This window comes from Pedobacter duraquae (assembly GCF_004362245.1).
Classification (GTDB): Bacteria; Bacteroidota; Bacteroidia; order Sphingobacteriales; family Sphingobacteriaceae; genus Pedobacter; species Pedobacter duraquae.
Window position 1 is genome coordinate 1,079,030 of the sequence record NZ_SNWM01000001.1, and the last position, 20,363, is coordinate 1,099,392.

The 20,363-nt window shown below is 40.4% G+C and carries 15 protein-coding genes; 8 read left to right on the plus strand and 7 right to left on the minus strand.

Annotated elements, in window-relative coordinates; genetic code table 11:
* Window positions 1-3 precede the first annotated feature (3 nt).
* The 4 genes from CLV32_RS04650 to CLV32_RS04665 all read left to right on the plus strand — a co-directional run bounded on the left by CLV32_RS04650 (window position 4) and on the right by CLV32_RS04665 (window position 6,667).
* On the plus strand, window positions 4-402 hold the full coding sequence (locus CLV32_RS04650) for an SRPBCC family protein (protein ID WP_133552862.1): 399 nt from the start codon (window positions 4-6) through the stop codon (window positions 400-402).
* 227 nt (window positions 403-629) lie between these two features.
* The gene (clpB, locus tag CLV32_RS04655; protein ID WP_133552864.1) at window positions 630-3,239 is read left to right on the plus strand and encodes an ATP-dependent chaperone ClpB; all 2,610 of its coding nucleotides are present in this window, start codon (window positions 630-632) and stop codon (window positions 3,237-3,239) included.
* Window positions 3,240-3,386: 147 nt separating this feature from the next.
* A complete protein-coding gene (locus tag CLV32_RS04660; RefSeq protein WP_133552866.1) occupies window positions 3,387-5,666 on the plus strand; it encodes a glycosyltransferase family 4 protein in 2,280 nt (759 codons plus the stop codon).
* On the plus strand, window positions 5,666-6,667 hold the full coding sequence (locus CLV32_RS04665) for a glycosyltransferase family 4 protein (protein WP_133552868.1): 1,002 nt from the start codon (window positions 5,666-5,668) through the stop codon (window positions 6,665-6,667). Before CLV32_RS04660 ends, CLV32_RS04665 begins: the two co-directional genes overlap by 1 nt.
* A 9-nt stretch (window positions 6,668-6,676) precedes the next feature.
* Here CLV32_RS04665 and CLV32_RS04670 read toward each other — a convergent pair whose 3' ends face one another.
* Window positions 6,677-8,155 carry a glycoside hydrolase family 130 protein gene (locus tag CLV32_RS04670; RefSeq protein ID WP_133552870.1) on the minus strand — a complete coding sequence of 493 codons (1,479 nt, stop codon included), beginning with the start codon at window positions 8,153-8,155 and terminating at the stop codon, window positions 6,677-6,679.
* Window positions 8,156-8,538: 383 nt separating this feature from the next.
* On the opposite strand from CLV32_RS04670, the gene CLV32_RS04675 reads away from it, so the two are divergent.
* Complete coding sequence (locus CLV32_RS04675) at window positions 8,539-9,150, plus strand: porin family protein (RefSeq protein WP_243732235.1); 612 nt, start codon at window positions 8,539-8,541, stop codon at window positions 9,148-9,150.
* Between the two features lie 56 nt (window positions 9,151-9,206).
* Here the strand turns inward: CLV32_RS04675 and CLV32_RS04680 are convergent, their stop codons facing one another.
* The 3 genes from CLV32_RS04680 to CLV32_RS04690 form a co-directional block, all read right to left on the minus strand.
* The gene (locus CLV32_RS04680; protein WP_133552872.1) at window positions 9,207-10,604 is read right to left on the minus strand and encodes a hypothetical protein; all 1,398 of its coding nucleotides are present in this window, start codon (window positions 10,602-10,604) and stop codon (window positions 9,207-9,209) included.
* 84 nt (window positions 10,605-10,688) lie between these two features.
* A complete protein-coding gene (locus CLV32_RS04685) occupies window positions 10,689-12,032 on the minus strand; it encodes a deoxyguanosinetriphosphate triphosphohydrolase (protein WP_208110962.1) in 1,344 nt (447 codons plus the stop codon).
* Between the two features lie 14 nt (window positions 12,033-12,046).
* Window positions 12,047-14,575 carry a S9 family peptidase gene (locus CLV32_RS04690; RefSeq protein WP_133552874.1) on the minus strand — a complete coding sequence of 843 codons (2,529 nt, stop codon included), beginning with the start codon at window positions 14,573-14,575 and terminating at the stop codon, window positions 12,047-12,049.
* A gap of 191 nt (window positions 14,576-14,766) precedes the next feature.
* On the opposite strand from CLV32_RS04690, the gene CLV32_RS04695 reads away from it, so the two are divergent.
* Window positions 14,767-15,642: a polysaccharide deacetylase family protein gene (locus CLV32_RS04695; protein WP_133552876.1), complete on the plus strand. Its 876-nt coding sequence runs from the start codon at window positions 14,767-14,769 to the stop codon at window positions 15,640-15,642.
* Window positions 15,643-15,709: 67 nt separating this feature from the next.
* Here the strand turns inward: CLV32_RS04695 and CLV32_RS04700 are convergent, their stop codons facing one another.
* Both CLV32_RS04700 and CLV32_RS04705 read right to left on the minus strand, forming a co-directional pair.
* Window positions 15,710-16,168 (minus strand): GreA/GreB family elongation factor, encoded by a 459-nt coding sequence (locus CLV32_RS04700; RefSeq protein WP_243732236.1) that lies wholly within the window; start codon window positions 16,166-16,168, stop codon window positions 15,710-15,712.
* Entirely contained in the window at window positions 16,168-16,746 is a 579-nt protein-coding gene (locus CLV32_RS04705) for a nitroreductase family protein (RefSeq protein ID WP_133552880.1), read from the minus strand. Before CLV32_RS04705 ends, CLV32_RS04700 begins: the two co-directional genes overlap by 1 nt.
* Before the next feature lie 107 nt (window positions 16,747-16,853).
* Here CLV32_RS04705 and CLV32_RS04710 point away from each other — a divergent pair, with 107 nt between their 5' ends.
* The gene (locus tag CLV32_RS04710; protein WP_133552881.1) at window positions 16,854-18,473 is read left to right on the plus strand and encodes an ABC-F family ATP-binding cassette domain-containing protein; all 1,620 of its coding nucleotides are present in this window, start codon (window positions 16,854-16,856) and stop codon (window positions 18,471-18,473) included.
* Between the two features lie 232 nt (window positions 18,474-18,705).
* Here the strand turns inward: CLV32_RS04710 and CLV32_RS04715 are convergent, their stop codons facing one another.
* On the minus strand, window positions 18,706-19,908 hold the full coding sequence (locus tag CLV32_RS04715; RefSeq protein ID WP_133552883.1) for a GTP-binding protein: 1,203 nt from the start codon (window positions 19,906-19,908) through the stop codon (window positions 18,706-18,708).
* 72 nt (window positions 19,909-19,980) lie between these two features.
* On the opposite strand from CLV32_RS04715, the gene CLV32_RS04720 reads away from it, so the two are divergent.
* A complete protein-coding gene (locus CLV32_RS04720) occupies window positions 19,981-20,358 on the plus strand; it encodes a MerC domain-containing protein (protein WP_133552885.1) in 378 nt (125 codons plus the stop codon).
* Window positions 20,359-20,363: the final 5 nt, after the last annotated feature.

A 20,363-nucleotide genomic window follows, 5' to 3' on the forward strand; every position in this document is an offset into this window, starting at 1 on the left:
TACATGACCGTCATTGAAAGCACTACAGAAGTAAATCTACCTGTAGAAACAGTATACAATTTCCTTGCAGATCTAAATAATCACCAGCAATTGATGCCCGAAAACATCTACAACTGGTCGTCTACAACTGATCAGGCAAGTTTTACCATCCAGAATATGGCCAAGCTGGCGATCCATATTTCCAGTCGCGTTCCAAACAAGGAACTTATCGCTATACCTTCTGAAAAAGCTCCCTTTGATATTGAATTGAAGTGGACTGTGGAAGACAATGGCAAGGGCGGTACAATTGCAAAACATATCATTTCTGCTGATTTGAATATGATGATGAAAATGCTCGCTGCAGGTCCACTGCAGAAACTTGCTGATCATCAGACGCAGAAACTTCAGGAAACTTTAAAATAGCCTAATTCAGGGAGCATAGATCCGCAAAACGGCGTTGCTCCCTGAAGTTCTTTCATGAAATAGCAATTCACTGTTATTTCCGCATGTCTAGCATGCAAATTGCGCCATTTTTTCCGCTCAAACTACTACTCACCAGACATTTATTCAGGCGTATCCATTGAATAGAGACAGAATTTCCGATCGGCTTGATTACCGGAGTATGGCATCTGTTTTGATCCTCATCGGATATGAACTTCAACAATTTTACAATAAAAGCCCAGGAAGCTATTCAACAGGCTTCTGCAATCGCCGAAGGCAACCAGCAACAGGCTATTGAAACAGCACACCTGCTTAAGGGACTGCTGAATGTTGATGAAAATGTGGTTTCTTACGTATTGAAGAAACTCAATGTAAACATTAATGTGCTGAATCAAAATTTGGACATCCAGATTGATAAATTTCCAAAAGTTACAGGAAGCAATGTATACCTGTCGTCTGGAGCCAACTCAGCTTTACAAAAAGCACAGTCTTATTTAAAGGAATTTAAAGATGAATTTGTTTCCGTAGAGCATGTCCTTTTAGGCATACTCTCCGTAAATGACAATACCTCAAAATTATTAAAAGATCAGGGCGTAAACGAAAAAGACCTTAAAAAGGCAATCGTTTCCCTGCGTGGGGACAACCGTGTTACCGACCAGAATGCCGAAGCTACCTATAACGCCTTGAATAAATATGCACGGAATCTGAACGAATATGCAGAATCTGGTAAACTTGATCCGGTAATTGGCCGGGATGAAGAAATCCGCCGGGTAATCCAGATTCTCTCCAGAAGAACAAAGAACAATCCTATCCTGATTGGTGAACCTGGAGTTGGAAAAACAGCCATAGCCGAAGGTATTGCCTTCCGGATCATTCAAGGTGATGTTCCCGAAAATCTGAAATCAAAAACAGTTTATTCACTGGATATGGGTGCCCTGATTGCAGGTGCAAAATATAAAGGGGAATTTGAAGAGCGACTTAAAGCAGTTGTTAAAGAGGTTTCGCAAAGTGACGGAGATATCATTCTCTTTATTGATGAGATCCATACGCTGGTAGGTGCCGGAGGTGGCGACGGCGCCATGGATGCTGCCAATATCTTAAAGCCTGCATTGGCAAGAGGTGAGTTGCGTGCTATAGGTGCAACTACCCTGGATGAATATCAGAAATACCTGGAAAAAGATAAAGCCCTGGAACGCAGGTTTCAGAAAGTAATGGTGAATGAGCCAGATACGCAAGATGCAATCTCAATTTTACGGGGATTGAAGGAAAGATATGAGACACACCATAAGGTGCGGATTAAAGATGAGGCTATTATTGCCGCTGTAGAACTTTCTCAACGTTATATATCGGATCGTTTTCTTCCTGATAAAGCCATCGATTTAATGGATGAAGCGGCTTCAAAACTACGCCTGGAGATGGACAGTGTGCCGGAAAATGTAGATGAACTGAACCGGAGGATTATGCAACTCGAAATTGAGCGTGAAGCGATCAAACGGGAAAATGATGAAAGAAAAGTGAAGTCGCTTGGCGAAGAAATTGCCAATCTATCTGCAGAACGGGATGAGCTGAAAGCAAAATGGCAGGCTGAAAAAGACCAGGTAGACCTGGTCAATAACTTGCTTGAACAGGTAGAAAGCTACAAACTGGAAGCTGATCAGGCAGAACGCGCCGGCGATTACGGTAAGGTAGCGGAGCTCCGTTATGGCAAAATTAAGGATGCTCAGGATGAAGCTGCAAAAGTTAAACTGGAACTAGAGGGTCTGCAAAGTGAAAGCAGGATGCTGAAGGAAGAAGTTACGGCTGATGATATTGCAGGTGTTGTTGCCCGTTGGACAGGCATCCCTGTAACGAAGTTAATTGCCAGTGAGCGCGAGAAACTGTTGAACCTGGAAGACGAACTACACAAACGCGTAGCTGGGCAGGAAGAAGCAATTGAAGCAATATCTGATGCAATACGCAGATCACGTGCAGGGTTGCAGGATAAACGTAAACCTATAGGGTCTTTCATATTTCTTGGAACAACTGGTGTTGGTAAAACGGAGCTCGCGAAGGCACTTGCAGAATTCCTGTTTAATGATGAAAATGCCTTAACAAGGATTGACATGAGCGAGTATCAGGAGCGTCATGCCGTATCGAGATTGATTGGAGCGCCTCCGGGGTATGTTGGATATGATGAAGGCGGACAGCTAACAGAAGCCGTGCGCAGGAAACCGTATTCTGTAGTACTGCTCGATGAGATCGAAAAGGCACATCCTGATGTATTCAACATCCTATTACAGGTGTTGGACGACGGAAGGCTTACCGATAACAAGGGACGACTGGTGAACTTTAAGAATACAATAATCATCATGACTTCCAATATTGGTTCCCACTTGATTCAGGAGAACTTTAAGGATTTGGATGATAATAACCGGGATCAGGTGGTTGCGAAAACCAAAAATGAGTTGTTCGACTTATTGAAACAAACAATCAGACCCGAGTTTTTGAATCGTATTGATGAGTTGATCATGTTTACTCCGTTAAACCGCAGTGAAATCAGGAACATCGTTAATCTGCAGTTCAAACATGTTCAGGATACCCTGGCGGAAATGGGTATAGAGATTGAGGCTTCTAAAGAAGCACTGGACTGGCTGGCAGAGTTGGGTTATGACCCTCAGTTTGGTGCAAGACCATTGAAACGTGTAATTCAAAAACGAATATTGAATGAACTTTCCAAAGAAATCCTCGCCGGGAAGGTAGACAAAGACAGTAAAATTAAACTGGACATGTTTGACCATAATTTCGTATTTTTGAATACAAAGTCGACAGAGAACGTTTAATCGAAATATAATTTGAGTTCAAAAGACCTTCTTAATCAGAAGGTCTTTTTTTTAAAAGGAATTTTAGTCTATTTAGTGAAGAATCGTACGCCGGAATCCGAACTTTCCGGCGTTTTTGTTGTTATACACCTAAGATCAGTTATTTCTATGAAAATCGCCTATATTTCGACCTACCCGCCACGCGAATGTGGCATTGCTACATTTAATAATAACCTGCTTAAAGCCATAGGCCATGATACAGAAAATGTGTCGGCCGACAGCTTTGTTGTGGCTATGACCGATTCAGAAAATCTAAACGAATACGAATACCCTAAAGAAGTAAAATACATTATCAGACAGGAAAACCAAAAGGATTACATCCGTGGCGCAGACTATATCAACACCAGTCTCGCCGACGTTTGCATAATGGAACATGAGTTCGGTATTTTTGGTGGAGAAAGTGGTGTATATATCTTACCACTGATTGCAAGAGTTCAACAGCCACTGATCACTATCCTGCATACGATCCTGAAAGATCCAAGCTTTATGCAGCTGACCATTATTAGAGAGATCGCCAAATATTCGGCAAAGATCATCGTAATGAGTCATAGAGCTGTAGGTTTTCTGACCAGCATTTATGGCATCCCATTGGATAAGATTCAGCTGATTGAGCATGGTGTACCAGATCTTGAAAAGCGCAGTGATAATCCCGTAAAAAACTCCCTTCCTTTTAAAAACAAAAAAGTACTGTTCACCTTTGGATTAATTAGCCGGAATAAAGGTTTGGAGACTGTAGTAGAAGCATTACCGGAGATTGTAGCGAAACATCCCGATGTGATGTATGTCATACTGGGAACAACCCACCCTGGTGTAATCAAGAACTCTGGCGAGGAGTATCGCGATAGCTTAAAGCGCCTGGCGAGAAAATTGAATGTAGAGGACAACCTGACGTTTATCAATAAATTTGTTTCTGAAGAAGAGCTGTTCGACTATCTAACAGCTGCTGACATGTATATTACCCCTTACCTCAATGAAGCTCAGATTACCAGTGGTACCCTATCTTATGCCATTGGCTCTGGTGCAGCAGTAGTGTCTACACCTTACTGGCACGCCCAGGAGTTACTTGCCGATAACCGTGGTAAGCTCTTTGATTTCCGGGATTCGTCGGGTCTTTCACAGATTGTTAATGAGCTCTTCGATGATCCATCACGACTGGCACAGCTGAAAAACAATGCTTACGAATATGGTAAACACCTGCGCTGGCCAAATACCGGAAAGGTCTTTATCGCAACCCTCCATGAGGCTATTTCAGTAGCGAAAACAAAACAAGACGAAACAAAACCTATTATAGATCCCGATATGATGCCTGCATTTAGCATGGCACATATTCAGCGCCTGACAGATGACACAGGTATCGTTCAACATGCCAAATATGGCATTCCGAACCTGAAAGAAGGTTATTGTCTGGATGACAACTCCAGGGCACTTATCATGGCTATTCTTGCTTATCAGCAGAACAAAAGTAAGGTGGCGCTGGAACTATTGCCTGTTTATCTCAGCTATATTCAATACATGCAGCTGGATGATGGTAACTTCAGAAACTTTCTGAGTTTTAAAAGAGAATATCTGGATGAGGTTGGTACAGAAGATTCCTTTGGAAGGACGATTTGGTCGTTAGGCTATTTGATTAACAATGCGCCTAATAATTCTTACCGGGAATTTGCAAAAGACTTGTTTTTAAAGTCAATTCCGCATTTCAGTCAGCTGCATCATTTACGTGGCTTAGGAAATACAATTATTGGTGTGTCCAGTTACCTGAAGGCACACCCATATGATGAGGGAATGATCAATGAGATGAATAAGCTGGCAGAGCCATTAAAGGCAGCTTACAGAAGGACTAAAGCCGACGATTGGCATTGGTTTGAAGATAAGATGACTTATGACAACGCGATATTGCCTCTAGCCTTATTGAGTCACTACGAAACCACGCGTGATCAGGAATCCTTGGATATCGCTATGGAAAGCATGCAGTTCCTGGATGCGAAAACGCTTGACAAAGGCTATTTAAATCCTGTTGGAAATGACGGCTGGCTTTACAAGGGCAAAGAAATGGCCATTTACGACCAGCAGGCTATTGAAACTATGGCCATGGTACTGATGTACTTCAAAGCTTACCAGGTTACACATGACCGTCAGTACATCAAGAAAATGTACCTGAGCTACCAGTGGTTCCTTGGCGAAAACAGTCTCAGGTTGCCTTTATACGATTACGAAACCAAAGGATGTGGTGATGGGCTTCAAATGTATGGCGTAAACAGAAACCAAGGGGCAGAAAGCACACTTGCTTACTGGATTTCTCATTTGATCGTATTGAAAGCACTTGAGTTTGAATATGAATTTATTCAAAGTGCAGAGATATTTGACACTCAGAAACAGGCTATTAATTAATGAAAGTAGCAGTATTGGCGCCAGTGGCCTGGAGAACTCCTCCACGTCACTATGGACCCTGGGAGCAGGTAGCTTCAAATATTACTGAAGGGCTTGTAGCCTCGGGCATAGACGTTACACTGTTTGCCACCGGCGATTCCATTACCAGCGGTAAGCTGGATGCTGTGGTAGCTCAGGGGTATGAAGAGGATCGAAGTCAGGATGCCAAAGTTGTAGAGTGTTTGCACATCAGTAATTTGATGGAGCATGCAGATTCGTTTGACATCATCCATAATAATTTTGATTTTCTGCCACTAAGTTTCAGCAAACTGATTAAAACGCCGGTAATCACTACCATCCATGGTTTTTCGTCTGAAAGGATCGTGCCCGTGTACAAGAAATATAATGATAGCGGTTATTACGTGTCTATTAGTGATGCTAACAGACATCCTGCATTAAACTATTTGGGGACTGTATATAATGGCCTTGATATCGCCAATTTTACGTTTAACGACAGCCCAGAGGAGTACCTGCTATTTTTTGGCCGCATTCATCCCGATAAAGGCACTGCCGAAGCTATAGAGATAGCAGAATTAAGTGGGCGTAAATTATTAATTGCAGGTATCATTCAGGATGAGAATTATTTCAAAAATCATGTTGAACCTAGGTTAACAGCAGATATACAATTTATAGGGTCTGCAGGGCCTGAGAAACGGGATGAGCTGCTCCGAAATGCTTCGGCATTGCTTCATCCCATTAATTTTGCAGAACCTTTCGGTATGAGCGTTGCTGAAGCCATGCTTTGTGGAACGCCTGTGATCGCTTTTAACAGAGGATCGATGCCTGAGTTGATCAATGATAACGAGACTGGTTTTCTTGTAAAGAACGTACAGGAAGCTGCTGTTGCTGTGAAAAAACTATCTGGAGTGAGCAGACAGGCTTGTCGCAATTGGGCTGCACAAAAGTTCTCTAAAGAAAAAATGGTAGCAGACTATATTAGTCTCTACCATCAAATCTTATAATATTTTATTTTACGATTCTTTTGTCGGGCCTGCTTCTTTCAATTTTGCCAGAAGCAGGTCTATTTTTACTGTTGCAAATGACGAACAGTAGTCAGACAACCCGTAGGGAATAATCAACTCTCCGTTATGGATAATTGACCCGCAAGAATACAGGACATTTGGCACATAACCTTCGCGCTCGTCATTATTAGGTACCACCAAAGGGTCTTCTAATCTACCTATTTCTATTGAAGGATCATTAAGGTCGAGCAGACTTGCACCTAAACAGTATTTACGCATTGGACCCACGCCATGGGTGATAATCAACCAACCATCTGGCGTCTCTATTGGAGATCCACAGTTACCAATTTGAATAAATTCCCAAGGGAACTGAGGCTGCTGAAGTTTGATTGGGTTATCCCAAACTGTAATACGATCCGAGTACATCAGGTAGTTGTTCCATCCGTCTATCCTGGACATCATCGCATATCTCCCGTTAATTTTTCTTGGGAATAGTGCCAGGTTTTTATTGGCCGCACCAATACCATGCAGTGGGCTTACCTTAAAATCATAAAAGTCTGTTGTTTGAAGCAATTTAGGCATAATCAATGCCCCGTCGAAGGCCGTATAGGTTGCGTAGTAAATAACTTTGCCATCGTCCTTTATAAATTTAACAAATCGTGCGTCCTCTATTCCTTTACGTTCGAATTCTGAAATGGGAAATATAACGCGGTCTGAAATATCTGTATCACGGGAGAAGCTGATTTCATGATAGGTGTCAGAAAGCCACAATACCTTATCAAGTTCCAATTTCTTAAGGTCATCCTGTTCCAGGTTTTTAGAATCTGTAATAATCCGTCTCAGCACAGCGTAGTCAAATTTATCTTCTAACTGTACCCCTACCTCATCAAGGATAGAAGTATCAATCTGCGAGTCCATAGCTTTTTTAAGGAAGAGCTTTTTGTTGTACACAGCATTCCTTATCACTTCCGCTTCGTCTATATAATTTCCTGCCGGAATTACAGTTATATTGTTGTCCTTATCTATAAGCGCTCTTCTGAACACAACCGAGGAAATATGTCCCTCTCCTACTGCCCGGAAACTAATGATGACCCTTTTTTCTCCTTCGACAAGATCTGACTGATCCGGATCTTCAACAATGGAAGGGTTAAAAAATGCTGCAGATTCAATGGAATATTCGTGTGTAAAATAAGATCCTAACAACAAACGCTGGTATTTATCCAGCGTCTCATAGTCTAGTCCAAGCTCTTCTATATAAGGTTTAACTTTCTTGCAATTACGTGCTAGTATCTTGGTGATATTACGGTGTCTTTTAGAATATTCCTGAAGTAAAGGAGAAATAAGATTGAAAACGTCTTTTTCCTTCAGTTCCAGAACGCGCTTAATAACTTCTTTTGCGCGCTCTTCTCCATTAAAAAAAAATCTAGCTATAACTCTTTTCGGATCTGGATAAACTTTGACAGGCTTGCGTTCTATTGATAGTCTCATGTTTATATAACGTTTTAAGGGGGGGTAAAGGTTTTAGTTATGTCGTTTTTTTTGAAAATATCCCTAACGTAATAAATGCATGTGGCATTCGACGAGCAACTGACATAATATCCTACTTTCTCAAGCTGACAATAACCTATAAAAAGTCAAACTGTCTTATTATGTCAGTATTAATTTAATGTAAATTAAATGTGAATGTCAGCCGAAAATAATATTGAATTGTCATCAAAAATTCACTGCACTATCAGTTAGGATTTTACAAAAAAACCGTCAAATAGATCATGCTGACGCAGTATTCATTTGGCACACGAGTTGACTATATGACAGCAATGGTCAAACAATTAAACAAACAAGAGCAGACCAGAATTATCTTAAAAATCAAAATGATGAAAAAATTACTATTATCAATGATCGCTGTTGCAGCAATCGCGTTCAGTACTCAGGCACAAACAGAAAAAGGTAAAATCATGTTAGGTGGCAATCTTGCTTTTGACACCCAGAAGAGTGATGCAGCGGGCTCAAAAGCAAACACTAGTTTTGAAGTGGTTCCTAGCGTTGGTTATTTCGTAGGCAACAACATTGCTGTGGGTACCGGAGTTGGTTACAGCTATGATAAAAATGTAGGTACATTCAGAAACCAGGCTTTTGTGGTAAGCCCGTTTGGCCGCTACTATGCTAATATTTCTGAGTCTTTTAAATTCTTCGGACAACTTTCTGTTCCTATGGAATTCGGTTCATCTAAAGTTGTTGATGCTGCGGGTAACGTAGGTGCAAAAATTGGTAGCAGCACACAAATCGGTGTTGCGGTATCTCCTGGATTCGCTTTCTTCCCTACCAAGAAAATCGGAATCGAATTTGCTTTGAATGGATTAAGTTACACCAACTATAAAGTTGATGACAACAATGGAAACAAAATCAATGGTGCTGGTTATAACAATGTAAGCTTTGGCACTAACTTCTTTTCACCAAAATTAGGTGTTCAGTTTTATTTCTAAACAAGTTTTCAAATACAGTAAACAAGGAAAGCCAGGCATTGCCTGGCTTTCCTTGTTTATAATTTTCCCTGGCGCATTAATGCGGCTTCGTTCTTCATTTTATTTACCTCAATGAGTCCCTGCTTCTCACTTATCGCTAAAACAACGGCCTTATCCTGATTAAGTACCGCTTCATCTTTAAGCTTAAGCCTATACATGATGTGTGCCATAGTATCGTAAAACCCGGCACCAGGACTAAGTTCAATTGCACGACGGCTCCAAAGCATGGCCTTGATGAGCATATTTGTATTTTTGATACCAAGCGTGTAAACATCCCATGCTGCATTATTTAGCGTGGTGGCGACAAGACTTGCAGAAGTATTCCCTCCAGAAGACGATTTTATAGAAATGGAATCTTTTATAGTTCCGGGAAGATATTTCCGAAGCTCTACCATGCTTTGCTTTGTGTTTTCAGTCATGATTTTTGTACGCTGCTCAACAAGTTTTTTTTCCATCCGTTTGATAGAGTCAGCACTTAACCCCATATAGTAATTATCATAAAAGTACGGCGCAACCGAGATGTATTGCGCAGTATCCTTTATCGCTTTTGAATAATAAATTTGAGAATACGAAGCCTGCTTATATCCCTCGGCACGGTTATTTGTATAAATATTGGAAAGAAAAGTAAACACATTCCTCGCCATAGAATTATTTCTAGTTCGAATTGCTTCATTCATGGTATTTTCACGCATCACAGCATTCATAGCTGAGCGATCTGCAGCGGGTTCTGTTTTATAAATGCTGTCGGCTAATTTCTTGTTACTATATGCCAATGTATATGCTTTTCCGTAGATATATGGGCCTGATTTAAAGATGAAAAGAACGTCGTTATAGGAACTCAAGTCACTTATTTTCAGAAAATCGACGTACTGATCAATGAGCTTACTATTATCCATCAGTCCCAAACTCATCTTATGGGTAATAAATTCTTTAAGAAACGACGCACTCCGCTCTCCACTACTATACCTAGCTTCATAATCACCAAGTGTCTTTCCACTCTTCAATATTGCAAGTGCTTCTTTTCCAAAGTCGATATAGGGTTGACTAAATGACATACCATTGAAATTTTTCAGCAAGAGATATCCTTTACTGTCGGTAAATAACAAAGCTGGAAATCTATTTAGCTGATATTGCTGTACAATAGATGCAGCAGCAGTATCGCCAGCCGCGGTTTTGAAGACAACAAAGTTCTTATTATAGAAATCAACCACTTCGGGTTTGTCCATACCGTTAACGTAAGGCTTTCCCGTTGGAGACACTGGTGGCCAGTGTGGAGGTAAAACGTAAATCAGAATAGGTCGCTTCTGGGCCGCTGCAGATTGCAGCGCCTCTTGATAGGTTTTTTCAAATTTAATTTGTGCAAAAGCAATACCGACATACAAGGTCAGAGTGATTACAACCAGAATTTTTTTCATAGGAGTGCGTAATTTTTAATCTGGCATTAAATTAGAGATAAAAATAAAAATCCCGGCATGTTTTCCGGGATTTTTATTTTAGTGTTAGCTTATTGAGGGAAATGATATTCCTTTGATCTTTCTGTACAGCTCCACCGCGTAGATATCTGTCATACCCGAGACGAAGTCTACTATAGACTGGATCTTAGCATAGGCTCCAGTTTCTGTTGTCAAGAATTGTTTCGGTATCAGCTCAACTAGTTTTTTATGATATTTCGAAGAATTCTGTAAATAGGCTGGAATAAATTCATCAAGCAATCCCCCCATCACTTTAAATCCGGCAACTTCAATTTGCACTACTGAAGTATAATTATAAATCTTCTTGATCGATATCCGCTCAATCTTTTGCATTGTGCTTAGAAATGGCTCTGCGATATAATCAATTAAACTTTTGTTAAGTTCTCCGTTGAGAATAGTTCCCTGATGATTATAGAACACTTCCGAAACCTGACCGATCAGTGTGCTGATAGACTTAGCACGCATCAGCGTGATTTTTGCATCGTCATCATCCATATCCGCTAACCTAGCGTGCATTTTAGCATCATTGCATAAAGGCAGCAATAAAGTTTCTACTTCCTGATAGCTCAGAATTTTTAGACGGTGTGCATCCTCAAGATCAATAATATTGTAGCAGATATCATCTGCAGCTTCAACGAGATAGACCAAGGGGTGGCGTTTATAGACCAATGGTTCGTCCTGAACCTTGACCAGGCCCAACTCGATGGCTATCTTTTTAAAATCGGCTTCTTCCGACTGGAAGAAACCGTATTTTTTTGTGTAGATCTTTGATTTATTACTCCCGGCGGCAGCTGCGCATGGATACTTGACTATGGACGCCAGAGTCGCGTAAGTGAGGGCGAAGCCACCACTACCTTTTCCAGCAAACTGATGTGTCAAGATCCTGAGGGCATTGGCATTTCCCTCGAAATTAATAAGATCTGCCCACTCTGCCGGCGATACCTGATCCTGAAACACACGGCCATCACCGTTGGTAAAATAATAAGATATTGCCGCTTCGCCCGAATGTCCAAAGGCAGGATTTCCCATGTCATGTGCAAGGCAAGCCGAAGCTATAATATTGCCTACTTCGATAATAAGTGGATTTTCCTGGTCTAAGTCAGGGTTCGCAGCCTTCAGCTTATTATAAAAAATTGTCCCTAATGATCTGCCCACACTAGCAACTTCCAGACTATGTGTTAACCGATTATGAACAAATACACTTCCTGGCAAAGGGAACACCTGCGTTTTATTTTGTAGTCTCCTGAAAGGAGAAGAAAAAATAATTCTGTCATAGTCCCGTTGAAATTCTGATCTTGCATCAATAGAATTCCCATTGTACTTCTCTTCACTTCCCCATCTCTTTCCAGACAATAGTGTATTCCAGTTCATCATAGTTGCTTGCATTAGTTAGCTCCGCCGCCCCCACTTTTACCATTCAATTCCTTGTCTCTGTCCATCTCCAACATATCAATATTGTCAGGCTGACTGAAGTCGCCCAACAGATATTTATTGAAATGATCAGCTAATTTGTAGAAAGCATATTCCGTAAAATCACCGAAGCCGTGACGCTGTCCTGGCAACAATACAAATTCGAAGCGCTTCCCAGCTTTCATTAATTGATTGGCAAGTCTGATCGTGTTTGCAGGATTCACGTTATTGTCCATATCACCTGTCATGATCATCAGATGCCCCTTCAGGTTATTTGCAAGATCAGGATTTTTATCAATACTATATTTAAATGTCGTATCACCTTTCGCACTAACAATTTCCTTAACCCCATGATGTTTTTCACTCCACCAGCGGTTATAGATACTGTTATCGTGATTACCGGCTTTAGAAACCGCAACTTTAAAGAAATCCGGATAGACTAACATTGCTGCTGTTGACATAAATCCACCACCTGAGTGGCCAGTGATTCCTGTTTTATTTCCGTCTATAAAAGAATATTTGTCGGCAAGCTGTTCTATTGCTGCCTTCTTATCTGCAAGACCATAATCGCGTAAGTTTCCATATCCATAAGTATGGTACCATTTAGACCTGGCAGGATTACCGCCACGGTTACCAACAGATATTACAATATAACCGAATTGAGCAAGACGGTCTGTGTTATCCAGGCTTTTGGTAAAAGATTTGTTGACAGCTTCTGTTTGCGGGCCAGGGTAAACATATTCGATAATCGGATATTTTTTACTTGGGTCAAAATCGAAAGGCTTGTACATCACACCGTATAGATCTGTAACACCGTCATCAGCCTTAACTTTGAATGGCTCTGGAAATTTATAACCGGCAGCCATCAGCAAAGATAAGTCTGCAGTTTCAAGATCCATAACTTTAATGCCAGAATTATCGTACAACACAGATTTTGGGACGGTATTAACTCTTGAAAAGTTATCTACAAAGTAGCGGCCTTCATCATTCATATTAACTGCATGATCGAAGTCTCCGTTATTTAGCAATTTCATTCCGGAACCATCAAAATTGATGCGGTACAAGTGCAGATAATACGGATCTTCTTTGCCTTCTACTCCATTTGCTGTAAAATAAAGCACCCTGTTTTTTTCGTCAATTTTGACAATGTCCGTTGCATGGAAGGAGCCTTTATCAATTTGATTTTTGAGTTTCCCTTTGCCGTCGAACAAGTAGAAATGTCCCCATCCATCACGTTCCGACCAGTGAATAATTTCCTGACCATCGTTAACCAGTCCCGGACGGTTAATTTCAACATAAGTATTGAAACGCTCGTCAATTAGAGGAGCAACGGTATTGGTATTGATATCAATTGTACAGATATCAACTCTTTTTAAGTCTCTGCTTGTGCGCGAGAAATAAATTTTGCTGTTGTTTCCTAACCATATCGATGGGCGGAACTCGTTATCCCGATCCTTATTTAGGGCTGGTGCAAGCCATAATGAGACCGTCTGATCCTTGAAAGCAGAGATATTTAATTTCTTAAATGTTTTAGCAGCAAAATTGAACAACAAAATCTCATCTATTGGTGATTCCTTTTCACCAGGCATCTGATATTTATAAGTTTCCAAAGTAGGTCTTCCTGCACCAGTGCTGTTTATAACCCAAAGATCTTTAACTTTTCTAGAGTCTTCTCTGTTTAACACAAAATATTTGGCATCAGGTGACCACATCACACCGGCACGGCGACGTTTCTTGTCATTTTTAATAACCTCTTCATTATTTTCGCCGTCGCCATCGCTACCGTATGAGTAGAATTTAACACCATCTTTTGTTAACTGGTGCTCTACAATTGTACTATCCTCTTCATTTTTAACAGCCTTTAGGTAATTCGCTTTGTCCATCCAGTACAAATTATACTTTCTAGAAAAAATTACGGCTGATGAATCAGGAGCAACAGAGCCCCAAGAGGGTTTAGCTTTAGGCTTTGTATAGTTGGGCACTTCAGTCAATTTAGAAGTAGCTAGATCGTAATTAAAGTAAAAGATCTTTTTCTGCAGTGAATCAGCCGCCTTTTTATCTTTACGGTCAGGTTTTGTCTCATCTACAGTACTCTTCACTTCGAAGCTCAGGCTCTTTTCATCTTTCGAGAATTTAATGTTGTCAATCGGCAAATGCTGAGCATCAAAGGGGTCCCTAACAATATTCGTAATCTCAGCAGCGAGATCTGAGGTGTTAAAAATTTTCTTTTTCGTTCTAAGTGTAGCATCTACCATATACCATTCTTTACCACCCGGAGTTTCGTACATATACCAAAACCTGTTACTCAATTTTAGCCAATGCGGATCTACTGCGGTAGAAAACACCATTTTACGCATTTTTCCAGGTGAAAACCTGGAAGCCAACTGGTAATTGGCCTTAGGGGCCTCAGCTATTTTCTCTGTAATTGTGTATGTTTTTGTCTGTGCATATGTTGCACTCGAAAAAACAGTAATAAGAATTAATAAAAAGTATAATTTCTTCATATTTGTGTTTTAGATTAACCGCGTCTAAATTATTGAATTAGCAATTGTAATCCACTTAATCTTTGTAATAAATTAGCTATTTGCAGAAATCTTTGGATTTTTTTTCAACAGTTGTATTTTAACCCGATTTATCACTCTGTTTTTATAATTTTGCAAGCATCATAAACATGGTATCTAACATTTACTCACTAATGAATAAACATTTCTTAACAATTACTGCTGCGGCACTGCTATTTACTGCGGGTTGCCAGTCAAAAACACAAAAAGCAGCGGGTGATAATTCTGCTGACAGCACAACAATGACTGTCGCCACAGAGACAGCTGCTCCTGCTGGAACACCGGTAAACATCGACAAAATCAAGGTTGCAGATGCAAAAACTATTCTTGCACGCAAGCAAGTACCTGTATTATGTTATCATCAAATCCGCGACTGGAAAGCTACAGACTCCAAATCGTCAAAAGACTATATTATTCCCATTGCTACCTTTAAAGAGCACATGAAGATGCTTGCTGATAGCGGTTATCATACAATTCTTCCCGATGAGTACTATGCTTATCTGAACAATGGAACTCCACTACCGAGCAAACCAATCATGTTGTCATTTGATGACACAGAATATAATCAATATGCTATAGCGGCACCAACATTAAAGAAATATGGTTATAAAGCGGTATACTTTATTATGACCGTATCCTTGGGCAGGCCAAACTACATGACCAAGGCACAGGTAAAAGAATTATCAGATGCAGGAAACGTAATTGGATCCCATACCTGGGATCACCACAACGTGAAAAAATATCAGGGTAAAGATTGGGAAACGCAGATTGACAAGCCGACAAAAACGCTGGAAGAGATTACAGGAAAGAAGATCGAACACTTTGCTTATCCATTCGGTTTATGGAATCCTGAGGCTTTTCCTGAGTTGAAAAAAAGAGGTTTTAAATCGGCATATATCCTTGCAGAGAAACGCGATCAGAATGATCCGCTATTTACAATCAGAAGGATCATTGCAAGTGGATATTGGTCTGCGCGCACTTTGAGCAACAGTATTAAAAACAGCTTCTAACAGCTTTTAGTTAATAAAAAAAGGCGGACATTTTAACGATGTCCGCCTTTTTTGTACTCTTTAATTTTCAAAATATCGCTGTGATCTGATATTCCTTCTGGTTAAAAGTAAAACTTTCACCTACCTTTTTTCCAACCATCATTTTGCCTACCGGAGACAATGCAGAGATAGCAAATGCCTGACTCTTGCCCGAACTGAGTGAGCCGGCACTAATGCTGATATAGAAAATCCCCTGATTGGTATAGACTAGATTACCGTTTCGTACACGCTCTCCAATACTCACATCTATGATAGACTCTAAAACTTTAAGATTTTGTTGCGCATCTGCAAGCAGTCCTTTTGTACGGCCTATATCCTGAGCCATCATTTCCCGGGTAGTTTCAAATTTATCTCCCGCGCTGCTCTTTGTATCATCATTACTGGCTTCGCGCGATTGTTCGAGTGCGGTTTCCGCAGTTTCTATTCTACCGAGGATAAATTCTCTACAAAGTTCGTAAAGTTCCTTTTTTAGATTTATTTCGTCCATTATGCTTCTACCCACCTTACCTTGTCAGCTATTGGCGTTCTTTTCGCAGGTCGTGACTCCTCCTGATGATAACCCATATAAAATAGTCCGAAGCACTTTTCTTCAGCGCCGAGCTCCATGAATGCCCCAAGCTCTGAGATAGTACCCGGTGAACTCCAGTAAGCACCCACTCCCATTGCTTCAGCAGTTAGGGCCATATTTTGCACCGCACATCCTACAGCCGCAATTTCTTCCCATTCTGGTAACTTATCAGGGTGTAGCTGAGCATTGATCGCAATCACACAACTGCTTTGACCTATTTTCTCGGTAATGCTATCGTATTTCTTTTGCAGGAACTTTTCTGCGGGCGTATTTTCTTTATATAAACGCGCCAATTCTTGTGCTAAATGTTTTTTTCCCGCATTTCTGTAGACAATAAATCTCCAAGGCTGCGTAAGCTTGTGCGTTGGTGCATAATTGGCATTAGCCAGAATGGTCTCAATTATGGTAACAGGTATTTCGTCGGTGGTATAGCTAACCGGAAATATACTTCGGCGCTCCTGAATGATTTGATTGAGTATCGTGATTTTTTCTTTCATAATCTAAAAGCAAAATTAGCGTAATTTTTGTCCAAAGCACCCAAGAATTGTCTGGATCTTGCAAGGAATGGAGAATATTGCCTACCTTTGCGGCTTATTTCCTACATATGATTTCAGTTTCTAATTTATCGTTACGCTACGGAAAACGTACCTTATTTGAAGATGTTAACTTAAAATTTACCCAGGGCAACTGTTATGGGGTAATTGGCGCGAACGGAGCAGGTAAGTCTACTTTCTTAAAAATCCTTTCAGGTGATGTTACCCAAACTTCAGGAAGCGTAGCCATTACGCCCGGTGAACGTATGGCGGTTTTAAAACAAAATCACTATGAATTTGATGAGTTTTCGGTGATCGAAACCGTAATGATGGGGCATAGTGAGCTTTACGACATTATGAAAGAGAAAGATGCAATCTATGCAAAAGAAGATTTCTCTGATAAAGATGGTGAACGTGCCGGTGAATTGGAAAACAGATTCGCTGAAATGGACGGCTGGAATATGGAAAGCAACGCTGCTACTATGCTCAGCAATCTCGGTATCAAAGAAGATCAGCATTATAAACAACTGAAAGAAATTGATGGTAATCAAAAAGTAAGGGTTCTTTTGGCTCAGGCGCTTTTTGGAAATCCTGATATTCTTTTGCTAGATGAGCCTACGAATGATTTAGATATCGAGACTATTGCATGGTTAGAAAATTTCCTTGCTGATTACGAAAACATTGTATTGGTTGTTTCCCATGACAGGCACTTCCTGGATGCGGTATGTACACATATTGTTGATATCGACTTCAGCAAAATGACTACCTACTCTGGTAACTATACATTCTGGTACGAGTCAAGTCAACTTGCACTTAAACAACGTGGAGACCAGAATAAAAAACTGGAGGAAAAAGTTAAAGAACTTCAGGAATTTATACAGCGCTTTAGCGCTAATGCCTCAAAATCAAAACAGGCTACCTCACGTAAGAAAGCACTTGATAAAATCGATATCTCTGAAATTAAGGCTTCCAGTCGCAAATATCCTGCTATATTATTCAACAACCTTGGTCGCGAAGCCGGAGACCAGATTCTTCAGGTAGAAAACCTATCTCACAGCGCTAATGGAGAAGTGATGTTTAAAAACATTAGCTTTATGGTGAACAAAGGCGACAAGATTGCTATCCTTTCTCAAAACAGCCTGGCTACCGCAGCATTTTATAATGTGCTGACAGGTCGCGAGCCCAATTATACTGGTGACTTTAAATTCGGAATCACTATTAATGTTGCCGACATCCCGAATGATAATTCACAGTATTTTGCAGGCAAAGACATGAATCTTGTGGATTGGCTGCGTGAATATTCGGACACCGACAAAGATGAACAGTTTGTAAGGAGTTTCCTCGGCAGGATGTTGTTCTCTGGAGAAGAAGTACTCAAAAACACTAAAGTGCTTTCAGGTGGTGAAAAAATGCGTTGTATGTTTTCTCAAATGATGTTGAAGCATGCTAATCTATTACTTTTCGACGAGCCTACAAATCACTTGGATCTCGAATCTATTACAGCGTTAAACAATGGAATGAAGGATTTTAAAGGAACTATTTTGTTTACCTCACGAGATCATGCATTGACGGAATCTGTAGCCACCCGTATTATAGAGATCACGCCAAAAGGAACAATCGATAAAATGATGACTTACGATGATTACATCAACAGTCCTGAAATTGCAGAATTGAGAGCAAGTCATTATTAAATATATCTAGAAACAGCATTTTATAACGAAGGCAGGATAATTTCCTGCCTTTCGTGTTTATTATTAACGTGATTAACTAAAAAAGGATTATTGCATCCACAATAATCCTTTTGAACTAAAATGAAAATAAGTTTTGACTGATGAGGTTCAAAACGAACTTCCTACTTAACTAAATAATGAATTACAAATATAGACGTATTATTATTAGTTGCAACAATATTGCATTAATTAATTATAACACTCTCTCAAAGGGATTCTGAAAAATGTAGCGTTCCCTATATAGCTCCAGTTCCCTATTGGTAAGCAGGCAACTTTCTAATTCCTTTTTCAATTGCACGTTATCGAGATCCTGGGCTATTAATACAAGTTCATTCATGCGATCACCAAATTGGGTATCCCAGCGGCTTTCTATAGCCTTCCGATTTTCAACATAATCACTAAAACCGAGTCTTTCCTCTAGCGTCATACTATCCCACCATACCCCGGCGTTTTCGATGCGTAACGATCCTCCTGCCTGAGAAAAGTTCAGCGCCATTTCTGGCATTGCCGCCAACCAGAACAGTCCTTTTGTGCGAATCACATTTGGTGGGAATGACGCGTTCAGATAATCCCATAAACGTTCAGGATGAAATGGTTTAGCCGATCGAAATACCATGCTGCTGATCCCGTACACCTCGGTTTCTGGATCGTGGGCGGTATTTAATTCACTGGTCCAGCCCGCCCCCTGCGATGAGCGTTCGAAATCAAATAGGCCTGTGTCTAGGACTTCTTTAATATCAACCTTACTAAAGGTTGATGTTATCTGTTTAGCTTCAGGATTTAACTTGCCAATTACCGCCTGAATCAATTGCAAATCTGCATTACTGATGAGGTCAGTCTTATTCAATATAATTACATTAGCAAATTCGATCTGATCCGTGAGCAAGTTGACAATTGTTCTGCGATCAGCGATATCGTCTACCCAAAGCCTGTCTTGAAGCAGTTCTGCCGTTCCAAAATCTTTTCTGAAATTGAAACAATCTACAACCGTGACCATGGTGTCTAAGCGACTAAACTGGCTTAGATCGATTCCAGCCTGTTCATCAACATAGCTAAATGTTTGTGCAACCGGAATAGGCTCAGAAATACCGGAGCTTTCGATGATGAGATAGTCAAACCGGTTTTCAAGCGCAAGCTTTTCTACTTCCGCAATCAGATCTTCACGCAAAGTGCAACAAATACATCCGTTACTCATTTCGACAAGTTTTTCTTCAGTTCTTGAAAGCATATGTTGCTGCTCTACCGTGCGCGCATCAATATTGATCTCGCTCATATCATTCACAATTAACGCAACTTTAAGCTGTTCTTTATTGTGTAAAATATGATTTAATAGCGTTGTTTTTCCGCTACCAAGAAATCCACTGAGCACGGTTACTGGTAATTTTTTTCTAATCATAAAAGCAATTTAGTTGCAAATATATGAGACTAATATTACTTAATGCAACTTATTTGCATTTATATTTGTACCATGAAATCACTTACTCAATCTGGCAGTCTTGATAAACTCGGAATCACGGCGTCGATAGCATGTGCAATACATTGTGCCGCCCTACCTGTAATCATCACTACTTTACCTTTATTTGGTCTCGAATTTCTCGCGAATATCTGGTTCGAAATAGGAATGATCAGCTTATCACTAATCATCGGCACTTATGCTTTGTTAAGCTCCTATCCTAAACATAAAAAAGCATTACCAATAGTTGTACTGGTGAGCGGATTTCTATGTATTGGTACAGGACACATTCTGATCGAAAGCCTGGAATCCATTTTAATACCTGCAGGCGGAATTGTTATTGCTGCGGCACACCTAATCAATTGGAGACACACCAAAATTTGCCGCCACTAATAGAG

What these genes read in the sequence shown, in the direction of transcription:
- CLV32_RS04690 (WP_133552874.1), bottom strand. Translation starts at nt 14,575, where the DNA reads ATGAAGAAATTATACTTTTTATTAATTCTTATTACTGTTTTTTCGAGT.
- CLV32_RS04710 (WP_133552881.1), top strand. Translation starts at nt 16,854, where the DNA reads ATGATTTCAGTTTCTAATTTATCGTTACGCTACGGAAAACGTACCTTA.
- CLV32_RS04665 (WP_133552868.1), top strand. Translation starts at nt 5,666, where the DNA reads ATGAAAGTAGCAGTATTGGCGCCAGTGGCCTGGAGAACTCCTCCACGT.
- CLV32_RS04695 (WP_133552876.1), top strand. Translation starts at nt 14,767, where the DNA reads ATGAATAAACATTTCTTAACAATTACTGCTGCGGCACTGCTATTTACT.
- CLV32_RS04670 (WP_133552870.1), bottom strand. Translation starts at nt 8,155, where the DNA reads ATGAGACTATCAATAGAACGCAAGCCTGTCAAAGTTTATCCAGATCCG.
- CLV32_RS04685 (WP_208110962.1), bottom strand. Translation starts at nt 12,032, where the DNA reads ATGAACTGGAATACACTATTGTCTGGAAAGAGATGGGGAAGTGAAGAG.
- CLV32_RS04675 (WP_243732235.1), top strand. Translation starts at nt 8,539, where the DNA reads ATGATGAAAAAATTACTATTATCAATGATCGCTGTTGCAGCAATCGCG.
- CLV32_RS04660 (WP_133552866.1), top strand. Translation starts at nt 3,387, where the DNA reads ATGAAAATCGCCTATATTTCGACCTACCCGCCACGCGAATGTGGCATT.
- CLV32_RS04700 (WP_243732236.1), bottom strand. Translation starts at nt 16,168, where the DNA reads ATGGACGAAATAAATCTAAAAAAGGAACTTTACGAACTTTGTAGAGAA.
- CLV32_RS04720 (WP_133552885.1), top strand. Translation starts at nt 19,981, where the DNA reads ATGAAATCACTTACTCAATCTGGCAGTCTTGATAAACTCGGAATCACG.
- CLV32_RS04715 (WP_133552883.1), bottom strand. Translation starts at nt 19,908, where the DNA reads ATGATTAGAAAAAAATTACCAGTAACCGTGCTCAGTGGATTTCTTGGT.
- clpB (WP_133552864.1), top strand. Translation starts at nt 630, where the DNA reads ATGAACTTCAACAATTTTACAATAAAAGCCCAGGAAGCTATTCAACAG.
- CLV32_RS04650 (WP_133552862.1), top strand. Translation starts at nt 4, where the DNA reads ATGACCGTCATTGAAAGCACTACAGAAGTAAATCTACCTGTAGAAACA.
- CLV32_RS04705 (WP_133552880.1), bottom strand. Translation starts at nt 16,746, where the DNA reads ATGAAAGAAAAAATCACGATACTCAATCAAATCATTCAGGAGCGCCGA.
- CLV32_RS04680 (WP_133552872.1), bottom strand. Translation starts at nt 10,604, where the DNA reads ATGAAAAAAATTCTGGTTGTAATCACTCTGACCTTGTATGTCGGTATT.